General features: G+C 57.8%; 17 protein-coding genes and 1 tRNA gene. 17 read left to right on the top strand and 1 reads right to left on the bottom strand.

The features are described from left to right. Window positions 1–20 precede the first annotated feature (20 nt). The 6 genes from dnaK (at window position 21) to greA (ending at window position 9225) form a co-directional block, all read left to right on the top strand. Complete coding sequence (dnaK, locus tag ACSSVV_RS04540; RefSeq protein WP_454105645.1) at window positions 21–1946, top strand: molecular chaperone DnaK; 1926 nt, start codon at window positions 21–23, stop codon at window positions 1944–1946. 78 nt (window positions 1947–2024) lie between these two features. Further along, complete coding sequence (dnaJ, locus tag ACSSVV_RS04535; RefSeq protein WP_011786773.1) at window positions 2025–3149, top strand: molecular chaperone DnaJ; 1125 nt, start codon at window positions 2025–2027, stop codon at window positions 3147–3149. An 11-nt stretch (window positions 3150–3160) separates the two neighbouring features. Beyond that, window positions 3161–3964, top strand: coding sequence for a 4-hydroxy-tetrahydrodipicolinate reductase (gene dapB, locus ACSSVV_RS04530; RefSeq protein WP_023011654.1), 804 nt, complete (start codon window positions 3161–3163; stop codon window positions 3962–3964). Window positions 3965–4309: 345 nt separating this feature from the next. After that, complete coding sequence (gene carA / locus ACSSVV_RS04525) at window positions 4310–5440, top strand: glutamine-hydrolyzing carbamoyl-phosphate synthase small subunit (protein ID WP_023011652.1); 1131 nt, start codon at window positions 4310–4312, stop codon at window positions 5438–5440. A gap of 82 nt (window positions 5441–5522) precedes the next feature. Further along, window positions 5523–8741 carry a carbamoyl-phosphate synthase large subunit gene (gene carB / locus ACSSVV_RS04520; protein WP_113879229.1) on the top strand — a complete coding sequence of 1073 codons (3219 nt, stop codon included), beginning with the start codon at window positions 5523–5525 and terminating at the stop codon, window positions 8739–8741. A 4-nt stretch (window positions 8742–8745) separates the two neighbouring features. Further along, window positions 8746–9225, top strand: a complete 480-nt coding sequence (gene greA, locus ACSSVV_RS04515) for a transcription elongation factor GreA (protein WP_022991279.1) — start codon at window positions 8746–8748, stop codon at window positions 9223–9225. Between the two features lie 78 nt (window positions 9226–9303). Here greA and yhbY read toward each other — a convergent pair whose 3' ends face one another. Beyond that, window positions 9304–9612, bottom strand: coding sequence for a ribosome assembly RNA-binding protein YhbY (yhbY, locus tag ACSSVV_RS04510; RefSeq protein WP_022991280.1), 309 nt, complete (start codon window positions 9610–9612; stop codon window positions 9304–9306). 279 nt (window positions 9613–9891) lie between these two features. Here yhbY and ftsH point away from each other — a divergent pair, with 279 nt between their 5' ends. The 11 genes from ftsH (at window position 9892) to truB (ending at window position 21686) form a co-directional block, all read left to right on the top strand. Beyond that, window positions 9892–11835 (top strand): ATP-dependent zinc metalloprotease FtsH, encoded by a 1944-nt coding sequence (gene ftsH, locus ACSSVV_RS04505; protein ID WP_022991281.1) that lies wholly within the window; start codon window positions 9892–9894, stop codon window positions 11833–11835. 97 nt (window positions 11836–11932) lie between these two features. Beyond that, window positions 11933–12763 (top strand): dihydropteroate synthase, encoded by an 831-nt coding sequence (gene folP / locus ACSSVV_RS04500; RefSeq protein WP_454105644.1) that lies wholly within the window; start codon window positions 11933–11935, stop codon window positions 12761–12763. Beyond that, window positions 12763–14106 (top strand): phosphoglucosamine mutase, encoded by a 1344-nt coding sequence (gene glmM / locus ACSSVV_RS04495; protein ID WP_454105643.1) that lies wholly within the window; start codon window positions 12763–12765, stop codon window positions 14104–14106. Before folP ends, glmM begins: the two co-directional genes overlap by 1 nt. A 79-nt stretch (window positions 14107–14185) precedes the next feature. Further along, window positions 14186–14944 (top strand): triose-phosphate isomerase, encoded by a 759-nt coding sequence (tpiA, locus tag ACSSVV_RS04490; RefSeq protein ID WP_031211574.1) that lies wholly within the window; start codon window positions 14186–14188, stop codon window positions 14942–14944. A 24-nt stretch (window positions 14945–14968) separates the two neighbouring features. Then, window positions 14969–15352 (top strand): preprotein translocase subunit SecG, encoded by a 384-nt coding sequence (gene secG / locus ACSSVV_RS04485; RefSeq protein ID WP_014422594.1) that lies wholly within the window; start codon window positions 14969–14971, stop codon window positions 15350–15352. Window positions 15353–15360: 8 nt separating this feature from the next. Next, window positions 15361–15445: transfer RNA gene (locus ACSSVV_RS04480), tRNA-Leu, on the top strand. Window positions 15446–15758: 313 nt separating this feature from the next. Continuing rightward, window positions 15759–16220, top strand: a complete 462-nt coding sequence (gene rimP / locus ACSSVV_RS04475; RefSeq protein ID WP_011786762.1) for a ribosome maturation factor RimP — start codon at window positions 15759–15761, stop codon at window positions 16218–16220. 54 nt (window positions 16221–16274) lie between these two features. After that, a complete protein-coding gene (gene nusA, locus ACSSVV_RS04470) occupies window positions 16275–17768 on the top strand; it encodes a transcription termination factor NusA (RefSeq protein WP_113879232.1) in 1494 nt (497 codons plus the stop codon). A 20-nt stretch (window positions 17769–17788) separates the two neighbouring features. Further along, window positions 17789–20335 carry a translation initiation factor IF-2 gene (gene infB / locus ACSSVV_RS04465; RefSeq protein WP_014422593.1) on the top strand — a complete coding sequence of 849 codons (2547 nt, stop codon included), beginning with the start codon at window positions 17789–17791 and terminating at the stop codon, window positions 20333–20335. Further along, window positions 20335–20766 carry a 30S ribosome-binding factor RbfA gene (gene rbfA / locus ACSSVV_RS04460; RefSeq protein WP_011786759.1) on the top strand — a complete coding sequence of 144 codons (432 nt, stop codon included), beginning with the start codon at window positions 20335–20337 and terminating at the stop codon, window positions 20764–20766. Before infB ends, rbfA begins: the two co-directional genes overlap by 1 nt. After that, window positions 20763–21686, top strand: a complete 924-nt coding sequence (gene truB, locus ACSSVV_RS04455; protein ID WP_141067977.1) for a tRNA pseudouridine(55) synthase TruB — start codon at window positions 20763–20765, stop codon at window positions 21684–21686. Before rbfA ends, truB begins: the two co-directional genes overlap by 4 nt. The last annotated feature ends 18 nt before the right edge of the window (window positions 21687–21704 follow it).

The following is a 21704-nucleotide window of genomic DNA, read 5'->3' as shown; positions in this document are numbered from 1 at the left end:
GAAAGATTTGGAGTGATTCGATGAGCAAGATTATTGGTATCGACCTGGGAACCACAAACTCCTGTGTGGCCATCATGGATGGCGACAAGGTAAAGGTAATTGAAAACGCAGAGGGTGATCGCACCACTCCGTCCATCATCGCCTACACCGATGACAACGAGACTCTGGTTGGCCAGTCAGCCAAGCGTCAGGCGGTGACCAACCCGCACAACACTCTGTACGCCATCAAGCGACTGATTGGTCGTCGTTTTGAAGATGACGTGGTTCAGAAAGACATCAAGATGGTGCCCTATAAAATCGCCAAGGCAGACAACGGTGACGCCTGGGTTGAGGTGAAGGGGCAGAAAATGGCGCCGCCGCAGGTGTCTGCAGAAGTTCTGAAGAAAATGAAGAAGACTGCAGAAGACTACCTGGGCGAAAAGGTAACCGAAGCGGTTATCACCGTGCCTGCGTACTTCAATGACAGCCAGCGCCAGGCGACCAAAGATGCTGGCAAGATTGCTGGTCTGGAAGTGAAGCGGATCATCAACGAGCCAACTGCTGCGGCCCTTGCTTATGGCCTGGACAAGAAGAGCGGTGATCGTACTGTTGCTGTGTACGACCTGGGTGGTGGTACTTTCGATCTGTCCATCATCGAAATTGCGGACGTAGACGGCGAGCACCAGTTCGAAGTGCTGGCCACCAACGGTGACACCTTCCTGGGCGGTGAAGATTTCGACCTGAAAGTGATTGAATACCTGGCCGACCAGTTCAAGAAAGACAGCGGCATCGATCTTCGCGGCGACTCTCTGGCCATGCAGCGTCTGAAAGAAGCGGCGGAGAAGGCCAAGATCGAGCTGTCCAGCAGCCAGCAGACCGACGTAAACCTGCCGTACATCACTGCAGATGCGTCTGGTCCCAAGCACATGAACGTGAAGCTGACCCGTGCCAAGCTGGAATCGCTGGTAGAAGACCTGGTTCAGCGCAGTCTGGAGCCCTGTAAGGTGGCTCTTCAGGATGCGGGCATGAAGGCTAGTGAAATCGACGAGGTTATTCTGGTCGGTGGTCAGACCCGTATGCCGCTGGTGCAAGAGAAAGTAAAAGAGTTCTTCGGCAAAGAGCCGCGTAAAGACGTGAACCCGGACGAGGCCGTAGCCATGGGTGCTGCGATTCAGGGCGCGGTACTGTCTGGCGACGTGAAAGACGTACTGCTGCTGGACGTAACCCCGCTGACCCTGGGTATCGAAACCATGGGTGGCGTGGCCACTCCGCTGATCGAGAAGAACACCACGATTCCGACCAAGAAATCGCAGATCTTCTCTACAGCGGATGACAACCAGACTGCAGTGACCATTCACGTGGTTCAGGGTGAGCGTAAGCAGGCGGCACAGAACAAGTCTCTGGGTCGTTTCGATCTGACCGACATTCCGCCGGCACCGCGCGGCGTGCCGCAGATCGAAGTAACCTTCGATATTGATGCCAACGGTATCCTGAACGTGTCTGCCAAAGACAAGGCGACCGGTAAAGAGCAGTCCATCGTGATCAAGGCCTCTTCTGGCTTGAGCGATGAGGAAATCGAGAAGATGGTGCGCGACGCCGAGGCCAACGCCGAGGAAGACCGCAAGTTCGAAGAGCTTGTCCAGGCCCGTAACCAGGGTGATGCCATGGTACACGCCGTGCGCAAGACCCTGAGTGAGGCCGGCGACAAGGTCTCCGACAGCGAGAAGGAGTCCATCGAGGCCGCCATCAAGGATCTGGAAGAGGCCCTCGAGGGTTCTGACAAGGAAGCGATCGAAGCCAAGACTCAGAAGCTGACCGAAGTGTCCTCTGAGCTGGCCCAGAAGATGTACGCGGATCAGGCCGACCAGGCTCAGCAGGCCGGTGGCCAGGAAGAAGGTCAGGCAAAGAGTGCTGACGACGCCGTCGATGCCGAGTTCGAGGAAGTCAAAGACGACGACAAGAAGTAATTCCGAAGTACATCAAGTAGTTGGGGAAACGCGGGCCGGGCTCGCGTTTTCCTCGTTATAAAAACAGGGTTTTGAAGCATGGCCAAGCGCGATTATTACGAAGTACTCGGGATCTCCCGGGATGCGGACGAAAAGGAAATTAAGCGGGCGTATCGAAAGCTCGCCATGAAGTACCACCCGGACCGTAACCCGGATGACAAGGATGCCGAGACCAAATTCAAAGAGGCCAGCGAAGCCTACGAAATCCTGGCGGACTCCAGTAAGCGCGCCGCCTACGACCAGTTTGGTCATGCCGGCGTAGACGGTCAGGCCGGCGGCGGCTTTGGCGGTGGTGGCGCCAGCTTCTCTGACATCTTTGGTGATGTGTTCGGCGATATTTTTGGTGGCGGAGGCCGTGGCCGCACCACCCGCGGTGCAGATCTGCGCTACACCCTGGAGCTGGATCTGGAAGAGGCCGTTAAAGGCAAAACCGTCAAGATCAACATCCCTGGCCATAAAGAATGTGAAGCCTGTGATGGTAGTGGCGCCGAAAAAGGCTCCCGCCCGGAAACTTGCGGCACCTGTCAGGGCATGGGGCAGGTACGGATGCAGCAAGGCTTCTTCACCGTACAGCAAGCCTGTCCTACCTGTCGCGGCTCCGGCCAGATCATCAAGAACCCGTGTAAGAGCTGTCATGGCCAGGGTCGGGTGCGCCAGGAGAAAACCCTCTCCGTCAAGGTGCCGCCAGGTGTTGATACTGGCGACCGTATTCGCCTGTCCGGCGAAGGTGAGATGGGTGTAGACGGAGGGCCTCCTGGAGACCTTTACGTACAGGTCGCCGTTCGTGAGCATTCCATTTTCACCCGTGACGGTCGCAATCTTTACTGCGAAGTGCCCATCAGCATCGTCGACGCCACCCTGGGTGGCGAGCTGGAAGTGCCAACGCTGGATGGTCGGGTAAAGCTCAAGATTCCGCCTGAGACCCAGACTGGCAAACTGTTCCGTCTGCGTAACAAAGGCGTCAGCCCGGTCCGCGGTGGCCCGGCTGGTGATTTGTTGTGCCGGGTGATTGTGGAAACGCCGGTGAATCTCACCAAGCGCCAGAAGGAGCTGCTGGAAGAATTCCAGCAAACCCTGGATGGTAACAACGGAACTCATCATGCCCCCAAGAAAACCTCATGGTTTGAGGGTGTGAAAAACTTCTTCGACGAAATGAAATTCTGAGGGTAGAGCAGATGAGGGTAGCGATCATCGGCGCCGCCGGGCGCATGGGTAAAGTGCTGATCGAAGCGGTCGACGGTACCGAAGGCCTTGAGCTCGGCGCTGCCATCGTCGAGCCGGGCAGCAGTCTGATTGGCGCCGACGCCGGTGAAATGACCGGCATCGGCAAAACCGGCGTAAAAATGGCCGCCAGCCTGGACGACGTCAAAGACGACTTCGACGTACTGGTGGACTTCACCTTCCCGGATTTGACCCTGGAAAACGCGAAGTTTTGCAGCGCCAACGGCAAAATGCTCGTGATCGGCACCACCGGCATGACCGACGCCGAAAAAGAACAGCTGGCCCTGGCCGCCGAAAACACTCCGGTCGTTTTTGCGCCGAACATGAGCGTGGGCGTCAACGTCGTCCTCAACCTGCTGCGCACCGCCGCTGCAACGTTGGGTGATGACTACGACGTGGAAATCATCGAAGCACACCACCGCCACAAAAAAGACGCTCCCTCAGGTACTGCCCTGCGCATGGGCGAAGTGGTGGCTGATGCCCTCGGCCGCGACCTCAAGGAGTGTGCCGTCTATGGCCGCGAAGGCTTCACCGGCGAACGCACCCGCAAGGAAATCGGCTTCGAAACCATCCGCGCCGGTGATGTGGTGGGTGACCACACCGTTCTGTTCGCCACCGAGGGCGAGCGCATTGAGATTACCCACAAGGCGAGCAGCCGGATGACGTTTGCTAAAGGCGCCATGCGTGCGGCGTTGTGGCTGAAGGGTAAGGCGGCAGGTCTTTACGACATGCAGGATGTTCTGAACCTGAAAAGTTGAGGTTGAGCTACATACTCAGAGGCTGCGGGAGCAGGGCACCTTCCCGAAAATTTCGGAGGCCATGGATGGCCGGAGAGAAGCGCACATGGAAGTGCTTGTAGCGGTTTTCGGGAAGGTGCCCTGCTTCCGTGGCCGGAGTTTGCGTCAGGCCAAGAGCAATTCGGCGTGGACAAAAAACGCCAAAATCGCTTACAATAAGGCGATTTGACTGCACCAAGCGTACCTTTGAAAAGTTTATAAAAGCGGGACCGGGTTTTTACCTTGTCTCGCTTTTTTGCAACCTGAGATTATGCGCTTGCGTTCCTGTTCGTGACGAACTTACGCCACTCGATGAGGATACAAGCCTTGAGCACACCAGCAATCCTTGCACTCGCAGACGGAAGCCTCTTCTACGGCACCGCCATCGGCGCAGACGGAGAAACCAGCGGCGAGGTAGTTTTCAACACTGCCATGACCGGCTACCAGGAAATCCTGACCGATCCGTCCTACTCCCGCCAGATCGTTACCCTGACGTATCCGCACATTGGCAACACCGGTGTTAACGAAGAAGACGTAGAATCCGACCGCATCCAGGCCGCTGGCCTGATCATCCGGGATCTGCCCCTGCTCGCCAGCAGCTGGCGAAACAAGGGTAGCCTTGATGACTACCTGCGAAGCAACAACATTGTTGGCATTGCGGACATCGACACCCGCCGACTGACCCGCATCCTCCGGGACAAGGGCTCCCAGCATGGGGCCATCGTCGCTGGTGAAAACGCCACTGCCGAACGCGCACTGGAACTGGCTAACGCCTTTCCCGGCCTCAAAGGCATGGACCTGGCCAAAGAAGTCACCTGCAGCGAAGCCTACCAGTGGAACCAGGCCGAGTGGGATCTGGTAAACGGCTACAGTGACCGCTCCGAAGACAGGTTCAAGGTGGTGGCCTGGGATTACGGCGTAAAATACAACATTCTGCGGATGCTCGCGGCCCGCGGTTGCGAGATCACCGTCGTGCCTGCGCAAACCCCGGCCTCTGATGTACTGGCGATGAACCCCGATGGCATCTTCCTGTCCAACGGCCCGGGCGACCCCGAGCCCTGCGACTATGCTATCAAGGCCATTCAGGAAGTGCTGGAAACCGAGATTCCGGTATTCGGCATCTGCCTGGGCCACCAGCTACTGGCCCTGGCCAGTGGTGCAAAAACCATGAAAATGGGCCACGGCCACCACGGTGCCAACCATCCGGTGCAGGACATTGCCAAAGGCACTGTGATGATTACCAGTCAGAACCACGGCTTTGCTGTGGATGAAACAACCCTGCCCGCCAACGTGGAAGCGACTCACAAATCGCTGTTTGACGGCACTCTGCAGGGCATTCGCCGCACCGATAAGCCGGCCTACAGCTTCCAGGGTCACCCGGAAGCCAGCCCGGGGCCCCATGATGTGGCTCCGCTGTTTGACGAGTTTATCCAGCTGATGGAAGCGCGATCTGCCTGAGGGCAAGGCCATCAACGATAGCTCACCGGCGCTGAATACCGCGCTGCAAGAATTCAAAAGTTGCTGACAGGTTTACCAAGACATGCCAAAACGTACCGACATTAAAAGCATCCTGATCCTGGGCGCCGGCCCCATCGTGATCGGGCAGGCGTGCGAATTCGACTACTCCGGAGCCCAGGCCTGTAAGGCGCTGCGCGAAGAGGGCTACCGGGTGATCCTGGTGAACTCCAACCCGGCCACCATCATGACCGACCCGGCCATGGCCGATGCCACCTACATCGAGCCGATCACCTGGAAGACGGTCGAAAAGATCATCGAAAAGGAAAAGCCGGACGCCCTGCTGCCCACCATGGGTGGTCAGACTGCACTGAACTGTGCGCTGGACCTGGAAAAGCACGGCGTGTTGGAGAAGCATAGCGTTGAAATGATCGGCGCTAACGCTGACACCATCGACAAGGCCGAAGACCGCGACCGCTTCGACAAGGCCATGAAGAAAATCGGTCTGGAGTGCCCGCGCGCGGCCATCGCCCATTCCATGGACGAAGCCTGGAAGATCTCCGAAGACATCGGTTTCCCGTGCATTATCCGTCCATCGTTCACCATGGGTGGTTCTGGCGGTGGTATTGCCTACAACAAGGACGAGTTCGAGGAGATCTGTACTCGCGGTCTCGATCTGTCCCCGACCAACGAGCTGCTGATCGACGAATCCCTGATTGGCTGGAAAGAGTACGAGATGGAAGTTGTTCGGGACAAGAACGACAACTGCATCATCGTCTGCGCCATCGAGAACTTCGACGCCATGGGCGTGCACACCGGTGATTCCATTACGGTGGCCCCCGCCCAGACCCTCACCGACAAGGAATATCAGATCATGCGGAACGCCTCGCTGGCGGTGCTGCGTGAGATTGGTGTGGAAACCGGCGGTTCCAACGTGCAGTTCGGTATCAATCCGGATACCGGCCGTATGGTGGTGATCGAAATGAACCCCCGGGTGTCGCGTTCCTCGGCGCTGGCGTCCAAGGCCACCGGTTTCCCGATCGCTAAGGTCGCAGCCAAGCTGGCCGTGGGGTACACCCTTGATGAGCTGCAGAACGAGATCACCGGCGGCGTCACCCCGGCCTCGTTCGAGCCGTCCATTGATTACGTGGTTACCAAGATTCCCCGGTTTACCTTCGAGAAATTCCCCCAGGCCGACGCCCGCCTGACCACTCAGATGAAGTCTGTCGGTGAGGTTATGGCCATTGGCCGGACCTTCCAGGAGTCGGTGCAAAAGGCATTGCGTGGCCTGGAAGTGGGTTCCGAAGGTTTTGACGAAAAGCTGGAAGAGCTGGACTCCGAGAATAGCCGCGAAACCCTGACCCGGGAGCTGAACGTACCCGGTGCCGAGCGAATCTGGTACATCGGCGATGCCTTCCGCGCCGGCATGACCGTGGACGAAGTGTTCCGCCACACCAAGGTAGACCCCTGGTACCTGGTGCAGATCGAGGACATCGTGCGCGAAGAGCAGGCTCTCAAGTCGGCCGGTAAGGCCGATATCGACAAGGCTACCCTGTTCCGACTCAAGCGCAAGGGCTTTTCCGACGCCCGCCTGGCCAAGCTGCTGGGCATTTCCGAAGTCAGCCTGCGCAAGCTGCGCCACGACCTGGGCATCCGCCCGGTGTACAAGCGCGTGGATACCTGTGCGGCGGAATTCGCCTCTGATACCGCCTACATGTATTCCACCTATGAGGAAGAGTGCGAGGCCGAGCCGAGCGATCGTGAGAAGATTGTGGTCATCGGTGGTGGCCCCAACCGCATTGGTCAGGGCATCGAATTCGACTACTGCTGTGTGCACGCGGCCCTGGCCATGCGTGAGGATGGCTACGAGACCATCATGATCAACTGCAACCCGGAGACCGTGTCGACCGATTACGACACCTCCGACCGGTTGTATTTTGAGCCGATCACCCTGGAAGACGTGCTGGAAATCATCAACGTCGAGAAGCCCAAGGGCGTAATCGTCCAGTACGGCGGTCAGACTCCGCTGAAGCTGGCGCGTGGCCTGGAAGCCGCCGGTGTGCCCATTATCGGCACCAGCCCGGACGCCATTGACCGCGCCGAAGACCGCGAGCGCTTCCAGCAGATGATCCAGCGCCTGGGTCTGAAGCAGCCGGAAAACGCCACTGTGCGCAGCCACGAGGAAGGCATCGTGGCGGCCCGCGAGATTGGCTACCCACTGGTGGTGCGCCCGTCTTACGTGCTGGGTGGCCGGGCCATGGAAATCGTCTATGACGAAACCGAACTGGTGCGCTACATGCGTAACGCGGTGCTGGTCTCCAATGACAGCCCGGTTCTGCTTGATCACTTCCTGAATGCTGCTATCGAGGTCGATATCGATGCCATCAGTGACGGCACTGATGTTGTGATCGGCGGTATCATGCAGCACATTGAGCAGGCTGGTGTTCACTCTGGTGACTCCGCCTGCTCCCTGCCGCCCTACAGCCTGAGCAAGCAGGTGCAGGACGAGATGCGCGAGGCCGTGAAGAAAATGGCCATCGAGCTGGATGTTATCGGCCTGATGAACGTGCAGCTGGCCTATCAGGATGGTGAGATCTACGTGATCGAAGTGAACCCGCGTGCCTCACGGACCGTGCCGTTTGTGTCCAAGGCTATCGGGGTGTCTCTGGCCGCGGTTGCGGCCCGGGTGATGTCCGGCAAGAGCCTGAAAGAACTGAACTTTACTCAGGAAATCGTGCCGACCTACTACGCCGTTAAAGAGTCCGTGTTCCCGTTCAACAAATTCCCGGCCGTGGATCCGATCCTCGGGCCGGAAATGAAATCCACCGGTGAGGTGATGGGGCTGGGCGACAGCTTTGATGAAGCCTTTGCCAAGGCCGCTCTGGCCGTGGGTGAACGGTTGCCGGCCCAGGGCGTGGCCTTCATGTCGGTGCGCGATGTGGACAAGCCGGGTGCGGCCAGTGTTGCCCGCGACCTGGTGGATGCTGGCTTCAGGATTATTGCCACCACTGGCACCGCCAAGGCGCTGGAAGCCGAAGGTATCGCCGTTGAGCGGGTGAACAAGGTTCGCGAGGGTCGTCCGCACATTGTCGATGCCATCAAGAATGGTCAGGTTCAGCTGATTATCAATACTACGGAAGGTCGCAAGGCGATTTCTGATTCGGCGCAGATTCGCCAGTCTGCCTTGCAGACCAAAGTAACCTACACAACCACACTGGCAGGTGGCGAAGCCTTCTGCCGGGCCATCAAGTTTGGCCCGGAGCGCACCGTTCGTCGCCTCCAGGAACTACACGCAGGAAAGTAAGGCTATGGCTGACAGAGTACCGATGACCAAGACGGGCGAAGACCGTCTGCGTGAGGAGCTGAAAAAGCTGAAGTCCGAAGATCGGCCGCGGGTGATCGCGGCCATTGCCGATGCCCGTGAGCACGGCGATCTGAAGGAAAATGCTGAGTATCATGCGGCCCGGGAGCAGCAGAGCTTTATCGAAGGTCGCATTCAGGAAATCGAAGGCAAGCTGTCCGTGGCCCAGGTGATTGATGTGACCACCATGGAGAATACCGGCAAGGTGATCTTCGGCACCACTGTGCATCTGGTCAACATGGAAACCGACGAAGAGGTTACTTACCAGATCGTGGGTGAAGATGAGGCCGACATCAAGGCAGGCAAGCTGTCGGTGTCCTCGCCGATCGCCCGCGCGCTGATTGGTAAGAACGAAGGGGATGTGGTGGCTATCCGTATCCCCTCCGGTACCGTGGAGTACGAGATTTCCGAAGTGGAATATATCTGACTCGGTTGTGCTGATCGGGCATAAAGAAAAAGCCGGCTCTGGGGAACCAGGCCGGCTTTTTCGCGTCTCAGCTTACGCTTATTTGTTGCGCAGCAGATTCGACAGCTTGGGGTTCGGTTTCTTCGCACGACGCAGAATGACGGCGATTTTACCGATCGTCTGGACCAGTTCTGCGCCGGAGCTTTCGCACAGAGCCTGAATGGCTTCCTGGCGGACTTCGCGATCCTGGCTGGCGACTTTGATCTTGATCAGCTCATGGTCGTTCAGGGCACGGTCCAGTTCCTCCTGCAGCCCTTCAGACAGGCCTTTGTCGCCAACGATGATGACGGGCTTCAGGTTGTGGGCAATAGCCCGGTATTCCCGGCGCTGTTCCGGTGACAGACTCATGATGTAATCTCTTAATAGGTGCAATTAACAAAAGGTCAGCGGTGAATCCGCTGGCAACCACGTATAATTCAGCGATTGTAACAGATAGCGACTCATGACAAATGGCCGTATTCACTTACAGAGGGTGTTGTAATTCCGGTCATGGCGTCCCATATAGGTAGTATCGCGATCGGTTCCGGATGGGCCGTTTCTGGTTTACCGGCGTACAATTGGTGTAAGGTGTCGGAAAAGGGTTGGCGGCCTTCAGGCGCTGATCCTGCAATTCACAGGTGATGATCCTTGAACGATATGGCAAAAAATCTGGTTCTCTGGCTAATCATAGCCGCTGTGCTGCTGATGGTGTTTCAGAATTTCTCTCCCACCACCACTGGCCAACAAGTTAACTATTCCCAGTTTGTCGAGATGGTCCAGCAGGGCCAGGTACGGCAGGTGACCATTGATGGTCTGCAGGTGCAGGGTGTCCGCAACGACGGCTCCCAGTTCCAGAGCATCCGGCCGCAGGTGTCTGACAACAAGCTGATGGATGACCTGCTCGCCAACAACGTCGAAGTGATCGGCAAGGAGCCCGAGCGCCAGAGCCTGTGGACGCAGCTGCTGGTAGCCGCGTTCCCGATTCTGATCATCATCGCATTGTTCGTGTTCTTCATGCGCCAGATGCAGGGCGGCGGTGGCGGCAAAGGCCCCATGTCGTTCGGCAAGAGCAAAGCGCGCCTGATGAGTGAAGACCAGATCAAAACCACATTTTCCGATGTCGCGGGTGTCGACGAAGCCAAGGAAGACGTGAAAGAGCTGGTGGATTTCCTTCGGGATCCCAGCAAGTTCCAGCGTCTTGGTGGTCGCATCCCGAAGGGCGTATTGATGGTGGGCCCTCCCGGTACCGGTAAAACCCTGCTTGCCAAGGCCATCGCGGGCGAGGCCAAGGTGCCTTTCTTCTCTATCTCCGGCTCCGACTTTGTGGAAATGTTTGTGGGCGTGGGTGCTTCCCGTGTTCGCGACATGTTCGAGCAGGCGAAAAAACAGAGCCCCTGCATTATTTTCATCGATGAGATCGATGCGGTTGGTCGTCACCGTGGTGCTGGCATGGGCGGTGGTCACGACGAACGTGAGCAGACCCTCAACCAGTTGCTGGTGGAAATGGACGGCTTCGAAGGCAATGAAGGCGTTATCGTCATTGCCGCCACCAACCGTCCGGACGTGCTGGACCCGGCGTTGTTGCGCCCTGGCCGGTTTGACCGCCAGGTGGTGGTGAGCCTGCCAGACATCATTGGCCGTGAGCAGATTCTGAAAGTGCACATGAAAAAAGTGCCGCTGGCCGACGGTATTGATCCTGCGGTGATTGCGCGGGGCACGCCGGGCTTCTCCGGTGCCGATCTTGCCAACCTGGTCAACGAAGCTGCGCTGTTTGCGGCCCGTCGTAATCAGCGCCTGGTCTCCATGGAAGAGTTGGAGCTGGCCAAGGACAAGATCATGATGGGCGCCGAGCGCAAGTCCATGGTGATGAGCGAAAAGGAAAAGCGGAATACGGCTTACCACGAGTCGGGGCACGCGATTGTGGGCCGTCTGATGCCTGAGCATGACCCGGTCTATAAAGTGAGTATTATTCCTCGTGGCCGCGCCCTGGGCGTGACCATGTTCCTCCCGGAAGAGGACAAGTACAGCCACTCCAAGCGCTATCTGACCAGCTCGATCTGTAGTCTGTTTGGTGGCCGTATCGCCGAAGAGCTGACCCTGGGCTTTGATGGTGTCACCACTGGTGCGTCCAACGACATCGAGCGGGCGACAAGCCTGGCCCGGAATATGGTGACCCGTTGGGGGCTGTCCGAGAAACTTGGTCCTCTCCAGTATGACACAGACAGTGAGGAGCCCTTCCTTGGTCGTTCTGCGGGGCAGGCGCACACGGTGTACTCGCCAGAGACTGCCCAGCGGATTGATGAGGAAGTTCGCAATATCATTGATGAGTGCTACGAGAAGGCCAAGCAGATCCTGATTGATAACCGGGACAAGCTGGACATGATGGCCGAAGCACTGATGAAGTACGAAACCATCGATCGTTACCAGATTGATGACATCATGGCTGGCAAGGAGCCTCGTCCGCCCAAAAACTGGGGTGACAGTGGTCCCGCCGGAGGCGTGAAGGCTGAAGAGCCTGAGCAGGCGCCGGAGCCCAGAAGCTCCGACGATGGCCGGCAGCCCGGCGTAGGGCGTCCTGCCGGCGAGCACTGACTCGCCGTCAAAGCCTGAGTAACTGAATGCGCCGCCCGGGCCCCCGGGCGGCGTTTGTTTTTGCCTCTCCGAAAACTCTGCCTGTGGAAGTCGCGTTATGAAAATGAACTTTGTCGGTCGCGAACTGGATCTGTCTCGGTGCCACGTGATGGGCATTCTGAACGTCACCCCCGACTCGTTTTCCGATGGCGGACACTTTAATTCCAGGGAGGCTGCACTCGTGCGGGCCCGGCAGATGGTGAGCGATGGGGCTACTTTCATTGACGTAGGCGGTGAATCGACTCGCCCCGGTGCAACTGAAGTGTCGACCCAGGAAGAGCTGGACCGCGTGTGTCCGGTAGTTGAAGCCATTGCCAAAGAGCTGGATACCGTGATTTCGGTGGATACCAGCAATCCGGTGGTGATGGCCGAAACTGCCCGACTGGGTGCTGGCCTGATCAACGATGTCCGCGCCCTGCAGCGGGAAGGCGCGCCCGAAGTGGCGGCAAAGGCCGGCATTCCGGTCTGCATCATGCACATCCAGGGTGAGCCGGATACCATGCAGGACGATCCTCGGTACCGGAATGTGCGGCGGGAAGTCAGCTCTTTTCTGACGGAGCGTATGCGAGTGGCTGAGCAGGCCGGTATTCGTGCCGATAACATTATTCTTGATCCCGGTTTTGGCTTCGGCAAAAGCGTGGAGCATAACTATCAACTGCTCGCCACCCTTGAGCAGTTGCATATTCTCGGGCACCCATTGCTTGTCGGGGTCTCGCGAAAATCCATGCTGGGTGCGGTCACCGGTCGTGATGTGAATGAAAGGTTGCCGGCCAGCCTCGCTGCCGCGACAATATCGGCCATGAAAGGGGCGAGCATCCTCAGGGTGCACGACGTTAGGGAAACTGTGGACGCCGTCAGGATCGTAACGGCAGTGAAGGAGGCAATCTGATGACCCAGCGCAAATACTTTGGTACCGATGGCATTCGTGGCCGGGTCGGAGACAGTCCGATTACGCCGGAGTTCATGCTGCATCTGGGTTGGGCTGCGGGGAAGGCATTCAAGCGTGCGGGCCAGCGCAACAGCGTACTGATCGGCAAGGATACCCGTTTGTCCGGCTATATGTTCGAATCGGCGCTGGAGGCTGGTCTGGCCGCGGCGGGTGTTGATGTGAAGTTGCTGGGGCCGATGCCGACACCGGCTATTGCCTACCTCACGCGAACTTTCCGGGCATCTGCCGGAATTGTCATCAGTGCCTCCCACAACCCTCATCATGATAACGGCATCAAATTCTTTTCTTCTGCCGGTACCAAACTGGACGACGCCCTGGAAGCCGAGATTGAGCGCTGGCTGGACCAGCCTATCGAAGTGTGTGAGCCGGAAGAGTTGGGCAAGGCGAGCCGGGTAGACGATGCGCCCGGTCGCTATGTGGAGTTCTGCAAAAGTACCGTGCCAAACGAGTTTACTCTCGACGGCATGCACCTGGTGCTTGACTGTGCTCACGGTGCTACCTACCACGTGGCGCCCAAAGTGTTCCGTGAGCTGGGGGCGAAAGTGACGGTGATTGGCGCGGAGCCAGATGGCCTGAACATCAACCTGAATGTTGGCTCTACCCATCTGGGCGCGCTGAAACAGGCGGTTGCCGAGAAAAAGGCTGATCTTGGTATTGCCTTCGACGGTGACGGCGACCGGGTGTTGATGGTGGATCGTGATGGTTCCGAAGTGGATGGCGACGAACTGTTGTATATCCTGGCTTCCCAGCGCCAGGCAGAAGGACGGCTGAACGGTGGTGTGGTTGGTACGTTAATGACCAACCTTGGTGTTGAGTTGGCTCTGCGCGAAATCGGCGTCGAGTTCGAGCGGGCCAAGGTTGGCGATCGTTATGTGATGGAGCGCCTGTTGGCCAATAACTGGCTGATTGGAGGCGAGGGTTCCGGGCATATGGTCATCCGGGATTGCACCACCACGGGTGACGGTATTGTCTCTGCGTTGCAGGTTCTGCTGGCAGTGCGGCGGTCCGGCAAAACCATGGAAGAGCTGCGTGCAGGCATGAGCAAACTGCCGCAGAAAATGATCAATGTGCGTGTCGCCGAACGGTTTGATCCTTTAGGGCGGGCGGATATTGTTGAGGCCATGGCGCGGGCAGAGGCTTCGCTGGGTGATGCCGGGCGCATTCTGCTGCGGGCATCCGGCACCGAGCCGCTGATCAGAGTGATGGCCGAGGGTCAGAGCGCGGACGATATTACCCGGGTGGTGGAAGAGCTTGCTCTGGTGGTGGAGCGTTCAACACCCTGATTTCGAAGGGTGGTTGTGTACCGCGGGTGACTGCTGTATAGTTCCGCCTCCCTTTTGCTCGGGACTGTCGAGGACAGAGATGCGTCGCAGAATTGTTGCCGGAAACTGGAAAATGAACGGGTCGAAAGATCTGGTGAAACAGCTGGTTGGCGCAATTTGCGAGCAGTCCGGTAATGTTGGCAAAGATGTGGAGGTGGTTATTATCCCTCCTGCGATCTATCTGGGCCAGGTTGCCGAGCAGGGAGGTGGGCGGATCACTACCGGTGCACAGAACGTGTCCCAGTGGCAATCTGGCGCATACACCGGAGAAATCTCCGCCGAAATGGCCCGCGATATGGGGTGTGGTTATGTGCTGGTGGGGCATTCCGAGCGCCGGCAGTTGTTCGGTGAGACGGATTCTGTGGCAGCCGCCAAGGTTGAGCAGGTTCTGTTGAGTGGCTTGGTTGCGGTGCTGTGTGTAGGTGAAACGCTCGCAGAGCGGGAAGCCGGTCAAGCCGAAGCGGTGGTTGCCGAGCAGGTTCGCAGTGGGTTGTCAGTTGTGGCTGATGATCAGTGGTCCAGGGTTGTTGTGGCGTATGAGCCGGTCTGGGCTATCGGAACCGGAAAAACCGCGACGGCGGACGATGCCCAGGCCATGCATTCGGAAATCCGCAAGGTGCTGGATGGTATGAATGCACCGGCTAATGAGATTTCGGTACTTTACGGCGGCAGTGTAAAAGCGGATAATGCTGCCGCTTTGTTTGCAGAGCCGGATATTGATGGCGGTCTCATCGGTGGTGCATCGTTGAAGGCCGAAGAATTTATCAGCATTTGCCGGTCTTTCCCGGCAGGTGTCTAAGCCGACACGTTTACGAGAGTCTGTATGGATTGGTTGGAAACACTGGTAGTTGTTGTTCACGTCGTGATCGCCGTGTCGCTGGTGGGCCTGGTTCTGATCCAGCAGGGCAAGGGTGCAGACGCCGGAGCGGCTTTCGGTGGTGGTGCGTCCCAGACCGTGTTTGGTAGTCAGGGCAGCGGAAGCTTCCTGACGCGGATGACCACTTTTATGGCGGTTATCTTTTTTGTGACAAGTTTTTCGCTGGCAATTTTTGCCAAGCAGCGCGCCGAAGTGGCTGGCGAGGCAGGTATTCCGGTTGTTCAGGAATCGTCTCAGGCAGGTGCGCAAGCTGAGCAGGCTCCCTCTGCTGATGAGCCTGCAGCTAACAGCGAATCCGAGGGTGGGGACGCGCTCCCCGAACTCGAGTAAAGAATGATGCCCGGGTGGTGAAACTGGTAGACACGCCATCTTGAGGGGGTGGTAGCGAAAGCTGTGCCGGTTCGAGTCCGGCCCCGGGCACCATATTAAAAGAAGACGGCTTGGCAAACCCAGGCCGTTTTTTTTGGTCAGTCCTTGACCAGTCCGCGTGGCGTCACTATACTCCCGCGGATATTGGAGCCTGCGAGCATCGAGGCTTCCAGGCAGGCCAGGTGTCTGTCGGCAGAGCGCTTGAAAGGGTTGGCGCTTTGCGAATTCTTGCAACAAAAGGCCCCATGTTTCAGGGGCTTTTTGATTAAGGGGCCTGGCGCAAAGGGCCCTGGTGCATAAAAGGGCTGATTAACAGCCCTTTTTTTGTTTTTGTACCCTGAAAATTCGGAAACGGAGGCGGCGACACTTGTCAGCCAAACTGAAACAACTGGAAGACATCCTGCGCCCGGTGGTCGAGGGTCTGGGTTATGAGTTCTGGGGAATTGAATTCCGCTCCCATGGACACCATTCCAAGCTTCGGGTGTTTATTGATGATGCCGAGAACGGCATCGCGATCGACGACTGCGAGAAAGTCAGTCGTCAGGTCAGCGGGGTAATGGATGTGGAAGACCCCATCCAGACCGAATATACGCTGGAAGTGTCTTCGCCCGGTATGGACCGGCCGCTGTTCCGGCTGGAACAGTACGAGGCATTTATTGGTCATAAAGTGCAGATCAAGCTGCGTATGGCGTTTGAGGGCCGGCGCAAATTCCTGGGCCTGATCAAAGGGGTGGAGGGCGACGACGTGGTAGTTGTAGTAGATGACCACGAATACCTGTTGCCCTTCGACAGTATCGAAAAAGCCAACATCGTGCCGGTTTTCGAGTGACACATTCGAATAAATCTATAGATGTATCGTTTATTTTGAGGGCAGGGCAATCCCATGAGTAAAGAGATCTTGCTGGTAGTGGAATCCGTCTCGAACGAGAAAGGTGTCGAGAAGGATGTGATTTTCGAGGCGATTGAACTCGCGCTCGCTACCGCTGCCAAGAAACGTTATGAAGACGAAGAGGCGGATATCCGGGTTGCCATTGATCGCCGCACCGGAGAATACGAAACCTTCCGCCGCTGGCTGGTGGTCGACAATGATGCCGTTCCTGCGTTGGGCACTGAGCTGACCCTGCAGGAAGCGGAAGAGATCGACACCAATCTGAAGCCGGGTGATATGTACGAAGAGAAGGTGGAGTCTGTGGCGTTCGGGCGCATTGGTGCCCAGGCGGCCAAGCAGATCATCTTCCAGAAAGTGCGCGAAGCCGAGCGCATGAAGATTGTCGACAGCTACCGCGATCGTATCGGTGAGCTGGTGTCCGGTACCGTCAAGAAGGTGACCCGGGACAATGTGATTGTGGATCTGGGTGGCAACGCAGAAGCTCTGCTTCCCCGTGAGCACCTGATTCCCCGTGAAACCTTCCGGATGGGCGATCGCGTTCGTGCTCTGCTGCTGGAGATTCGCACCGATCATCGCGGACCACAGCTGATTCTGAGCCGTACCGATTCGCAAATGCTGATCGAGCTTTTCCGCATCGAGGTTCCCGAGATTGCCGAGGAGCTGATCGAGATTCGCGGTGCCGCTCGCGATCCGGGCTCCCGGGCCAAGATAGCGGTGAAGACCAACGACCGCCGTATTGACCCGGTTGGCGCTTGTGTGGGTATGCGGGGCTCCCGCGTACAGGCAGTGTCTAATGAGCTGGGCGGTGAGCGTGTGGATATCGTGCTTTACGACGATAACCCGGCTCAGTTGGTCATCAACGCGATGGCGCCTGCTGAGGTGGCCTCCATTGTCATGGATGAAGACCGTCACACCATGGATGTAGCCGTTGCCGAAGATAACCTGGCGCAGGCCATTGGCCGGAACGGCCAGAACGTTCGTCTGGCGACCGAGCTGACCGGTTGGACCCTGAACGTGATGACGGAAGAAGAAGCCGGTGAGCGCCAGGAGCAGGAATACAACCGCCTGCTTGAACACTTTACCGCTCACTTGGATGTTGATGAAGAATTTGCCGGTGTTCTTATCGAGGAAGGCTTTACCTCCATTGAAGAGGTGGCCTACGTACCGATGGAAGAAATGCTGGCGATTGAGGGCTTTGACGAGGAAGCCGTCACTGAATTGCGCCGTCGTGCCAAAGACGTATTGCTGAACCAGGCGCTGGCCAGTGAAGAAGCCCTGGAGGGCGCTGAGCCCGAAGACGATCTTCTGAACATGGACGGCATGGACCGGGCGCTGGCATTCAAGCTTGCCGGCATGGGCGTGCGTACAATGGAAGATCTGGCGGAGCAGTCGATTGATGAGCTGCTCGAAATTGAAGGTATGGATGAAGAGCGTGCTGGTCAGTTGATTATGACTGCGCGCGCACCCTGGTTTGAAGACCAGGCCTGATTCGGGAGAGGAGGACCAGTATGGCTGAAGTAACGGTAAAACAACTGGCCGCAGATGTAGGCGCTCCCGTGGATCGTTTGCTGAAGCAGATCGTGGAAGCGGGCCTGAAAGCCCGCAGCGAAAACGACGCTGTCACCAGCGATGAGAAGCAGCAGTTGCTGGCCTATCTGAGAAAAAACCATGGCGAGGCGGAAGCTGAACCGCGGAAGATTACACTCAAGCGCAAGACCACGACGACGCTTAAGGCCGGCAAGGCCAAGACTGTCAACGTAGAAGTGCGCAAGCGCCGCACCTATATCAAGCGTGCAGAGCTGCAACCTGAGCCGGAAGCTGAGGCGCCGGTAGCGGAAGAGCCGGTACAGGCACCGGCCGAAGAGCAGGCACCGGTGGAAGAAACGCCGAAGGTCGCAGCGGAAGCTGCACCTGCCGAAGCCCCCGAAACGGAAGCTCCGGCCGCAGCGGAAACCGAAGCCAAAGCTGCTCCGGAACCTGCTGCAGAATCCGCAGAGCCTGCCATCGCGCCGGAGGATATTCCCATGCCTCCGCCTGAGGATGAAGGTCGGGATCGCAAGCCGAAGAAGAAAAAAGAGAAGGTGCGTGAGCGCGGCGATGATATTGAAGAAGGCAAGCCGAAGAAGAAGCAGGCTGGCCATCGCGGTCCTCGCAGCCGTCCGGTAGAAGAACCGGTAGTACTGAGCGAAGACGAAGAGGAAACCACTCTTCGCAAGCCGCTGCGGGCCAAAAAGAAACCGAAAGAAAAGCGTCATGCTTTCGAGAGGCCCACAAAGCCCATGGTCAGAGAAGTACAGATTCCGGAAACCATCACCGTTGGTGATCTCGCCCAGCGCATGGCCGTCAAGTCCGCTGATGTTATCAAGACCCTGATGGGTATGGGGGTGATGGCAACCATCAATCAGGCGCTGGATCAGGAAACGGCGATCCTGGTGACCGAAGAGCTGGGTCACAAGCCCAAGGCGGTGAGTGAGGATGCCTTCGAAGAGGAAGTTCTGAGCGAAATCACCGGCCCGGATGAAGGCAAAGAGAAGATCAAGCGCGCGCCGGTTGTCAGTGTTATGGGTCACGTTGACCATGGCAAGACCTCGCTGCTGGACCATATCCGCCGCGCCAAGGTTGCTGCCGGTGAGTCCGGTGGTATTACCCAGCACATTGGTGCTTACCATGTAGAAACTGAACACGGCATGGTGTCCTTCCTGGATACCCCGGGCCACGCCGCATTTACCGCCATGCGTGCTCGTGGTGCCCAGTGTACCGACATCGTTATCCTGGTGGTGGCAGCCGACGACGGTGTTATGCCTCAAACCAAGGAAGCCGTTGAGCACGCCCGTTCTGCCGGCGTACCGATTGTGGTTGCCATCAACAAGATGGACAAGGAAGAAGCCGATCCGGACCGCATCAAGAACGAGCTTTCAGCTCTGGAAGTCATTCCGGAAGACTGGGGCGGCGACGTTCAGTTCGTGCCTGTTTCTGCACACACCGGAATGGGTATCGATGACCTGTTGGAGGCGGTCTTGCTGCAGGCTGAAATCCTTGAGCTGGAAGCGTCCCCGGATGCAGCGGCGAAAGGGGTTGTGGTTGAATCCAGCCTGGAACGCGGCCGTGGTTCTGTTGCTACCGTGCTGGTTCAGAACGGTACGCTTCGCCAGGGCGACATGGTGGTGGCCGGTTCCTTCTTCGGTAAGGTGCGCGCCATGACCGACGAAGCCGGGCGCCAGGTGAAAGAAGCCGGCCCGTCGATTCCGGTCGAGATTCTGGGCCTGAACGGCACGCCAGACGCCGGTGACGAATTCTTCGCTGTGGCAGACGAGAAAAAAGCCAAAGAGCTGGCTGAATTCCGTCAGACCCGCGAGCGTGAGCAACGTCTCCAGCGCCAGCAAGCTGCCAAGCTCGAGAACATGTTCGAGAATATGGGCAAGGACGAGGTCAAGACCCTCAACGTGGTGCTCAAGACTGACGTGCGTGGTTCTCTGGAAGCCATTACCAAGGCCCTGCAGGACCTGGGCAACGACGAGGTTCAGGTGAAGATTGTTTCGTCTGGTGTTGGCGGTATCGCCGAGACCGACGTCAGCCTGGCCATGGCCACCAACGCCGTTATTTTCGGTTTCAACGTGCGTGCGGATACCGCATCCAAGCGTCTGGTTGAGCAGGAAGGTCTGGATCTGCGCTACTACAGCATCATCTATAACCTGATTGATGATGTGAAAGCGGCTTTGACAGGCATGCTCAAGCCGGAATTCCGCGAAGATATCGTGGGCATTGCCGATGTGCGTGACGTATTCCGTTCGCCGAAGTTCGGTCAGGTGGCTGGCTGTATGGTGACTGAGGGCACCGTATACCGTAACAAGCCGATCCGCGTACTTCGTGACAACGTGGTGATCTTTGAAGGCGAGCTGGAATCCCTGCGTCGCTTCAAGGACGATGTGGCGGAAGTCCGCAATGGTATGGAATGTGGTATCGGTGTTAAAGGCTACGACGTGAAAGTGGGCGACCAGATCGAAGTGTTCGATCGCGTCCGTGTTGAACGTCAGCTTGAGTCCACGGGGGCCTGATGGCACGGGAATACAGTCGCGTAGATCGCATCGGCGATCAGATGCAGCGAGAGCTGGCGCAGCTGATCCAGCGCGAGGTGAAGGATCCTCGCGTTGGTATGGTCACGGTTAATGATGTGAAAGTCAGCCGTGACCTCGGCTATGCCGATATCTATATTTCGTTGCTGTCCACCGAGGAACTCACCGAAGATTCACCCGAAGTGCAGGACTCCCTGACGGTACTGAACAAGGCCTCCGGGTTTCTGCGCGGGCAGGTTGGTCGCGCCATGAAATTGCGTGTGGTGCCCCATCTGCGTTTTCACTTCGACAAGCTGTTGGGGCAGAGCCGCAAGATGGATCGCCTGATCCGCGAAGCGGTTGGCGACAAGCCTGCCGTGCCCCGGGACGACAACGATGACCCGGTTTCCGACAACCCGGAGCGTGACGCTTGAGCCGAAGACGCAAAGGCCGTGACGTAAACGGCATCCTGGTGATCGACAAGCCCCAGGGCGTTACCTCCAACGGGATTCTGCAGCAGGTCAAGCGCCTGTATGGTGCGGCGAAGGCCGGCCATACCGGTGCGCTTGATCCGCTCGCCACTGGCGTGCTGCCCCTGTGTTTTGGTGAGGCCACCAAGTTCTCCCAGACCATGCTGGACAGCGACAAGGCGTATATCACCACCGCACGCCTGGGCATCCGGACAGAAACCGGAGACAGCGAAGGGGTTGTGGTGGAGGAAAAGCCGGTTCCCCAGTTCAGTGAGGATGAGGTGGAGGCCGTGCTGGCCCGGTTCCGTGGCGACATTCAGCAGGTGCCCTCCATGTACTCGGCTCTGAAGCATCAGGGCAGGCCACTGTACGAATACGCCCGCGAGGGCATCGAAATTGAGCGCCCGGCCAGGCCGGTGACCATTTACGAGCTCAAATTGTTGGCGGTTCGGGAACAAGAGCTGGATCTTGCGGTTACCTGTACCAAGGGTACGTATATCCGCTCACTGGTTGAGGATATTGGGGAGGTTCTGGGCTGCGGTGCTCATGTCAGTGCTCTGCGCCGAACCCTGGCATCCGGTTACACCCTGGCAAATGCCCACGATGTCAAAGACCTGGAAGCCATGCGCGAGCGCGGGGAAAGCCTGGATGGCCTGCTGTTGCCGCCGGAAACCGCCCTCACCATGTTTCCTGAGTACCGATTGTCCGGCGTGCCGCTGGTATCGATCTTGAACGGACAACCGGTTAGAATACCGGGTCAGCCTTTTGAAGGTTTCGTCCGCCTGTATGGCGAGCATTCCTTCGTAGGGCTGGCAGAAGCATTGCCGGAAGGCGATGGCACTCAACTGGTGCCTCGCCGTCTGGTCAAGAACAGCAAACGGTAAACGCCTTTTGCTGATTAG

It is taken from the genome of Marinobacter sp. MBR-105, from assembly GCF_053628895.1.
This window is presented reverse-complemented; position numbering and strand designations above follow the sequence as displayed.

What these genes read in the sequence shown, in the direction of transcription:
- dnaK (WP_454105645.1), top strand. Translation starts at nt 21, where the DNA reads ATGAGCAAGATTATTGGTATCGACCTGGGAACCACAAACTCCTGTGTG.
- dnaJ (WP_011786773.1), top strand. Translation starts at nt 2,025, where the DNA reads ATGGCCAAGCGCGATTATTACGAAGTACTCGGGATCTCCCGGGATGCG.
- dapB (WP_023011654.1), top strand. Translation starts at nt 3,161, where the DNA reads ATGAGGGTAGCGATCATCGGCGCCGCCGGGCGCATGGGTAAAGTGCTG.
- carB (WP_113879229.1), top strand. Translation starts at nt 5,523, where the DNA reads ATGCCAAAACGTACCGACATTAAAAGCATCCTGATCCTGGGCGCCGGC.
- greA (WP_022991279.1), top strand. Translation starts at nt 8,746, where the DNA reads ATGGCTGACAGAGTACCGATGACCAAGACGGGCGAAGACCGTCTGCGT.
- yhbY (WP_022991280.1), bottom strand. Translation starts at nt 9,612, where the DNA reads ATGAGTCTGTCACCGGAACAGCGCCGGGAATACCGGGCTATTGCCCAC.
- folP (WP_454105644.1), top strand. Translation starts at nt 11,933, where the DNA reads ATGAAAATGAACTTTGTCGGTCGCGAACTGGATCTGTCTCGGTGCCAC.
- glmM (WP_454105643.1), top strand. Translation starts at nt 12,763, where the DNA reads ATGACCCAGCGCAAATACTTTGGTACCGATGGCATTCGTGGCCGGGTC.
- tpiA (WP_031211574.1), top strand. Translation starts at nt 14,186, where the DNA reads ATGCGTCGCAGAATTGTTGCCGGAAACTGGAAAATGAACGGGTCGAAA.
- secG (WP_014422594.1), top strand. Translation starts at nt 14,969, where the DNA reads ATGGATTGGTTGGAAACACTGGTAGTTGTTGTTCACGTCGTGATCGCC.
- nusA (WP_113879232.1), top strand. Translation starts at nt 16,275, where the DNA reads ATGAGTAAAGAGATCTTGCTGGTAGTGGAATCCGTCTCGAACGAGAAA.
- infB (WP_014422593.1), top strand. Translation starts at nt 17,789, where the DNA reads ATGGCTGAAGTAACGGTAAAACAACTGGCCGCAGATGTAGGCGCTCCC.
- rbfA (WP_011786759.1), top strand. Translation starts at nt 20,335, where the DNA reads ATGGCACGGGAATACAGTCGCGTAGATCGCATCGGCGATCAGATGCAG.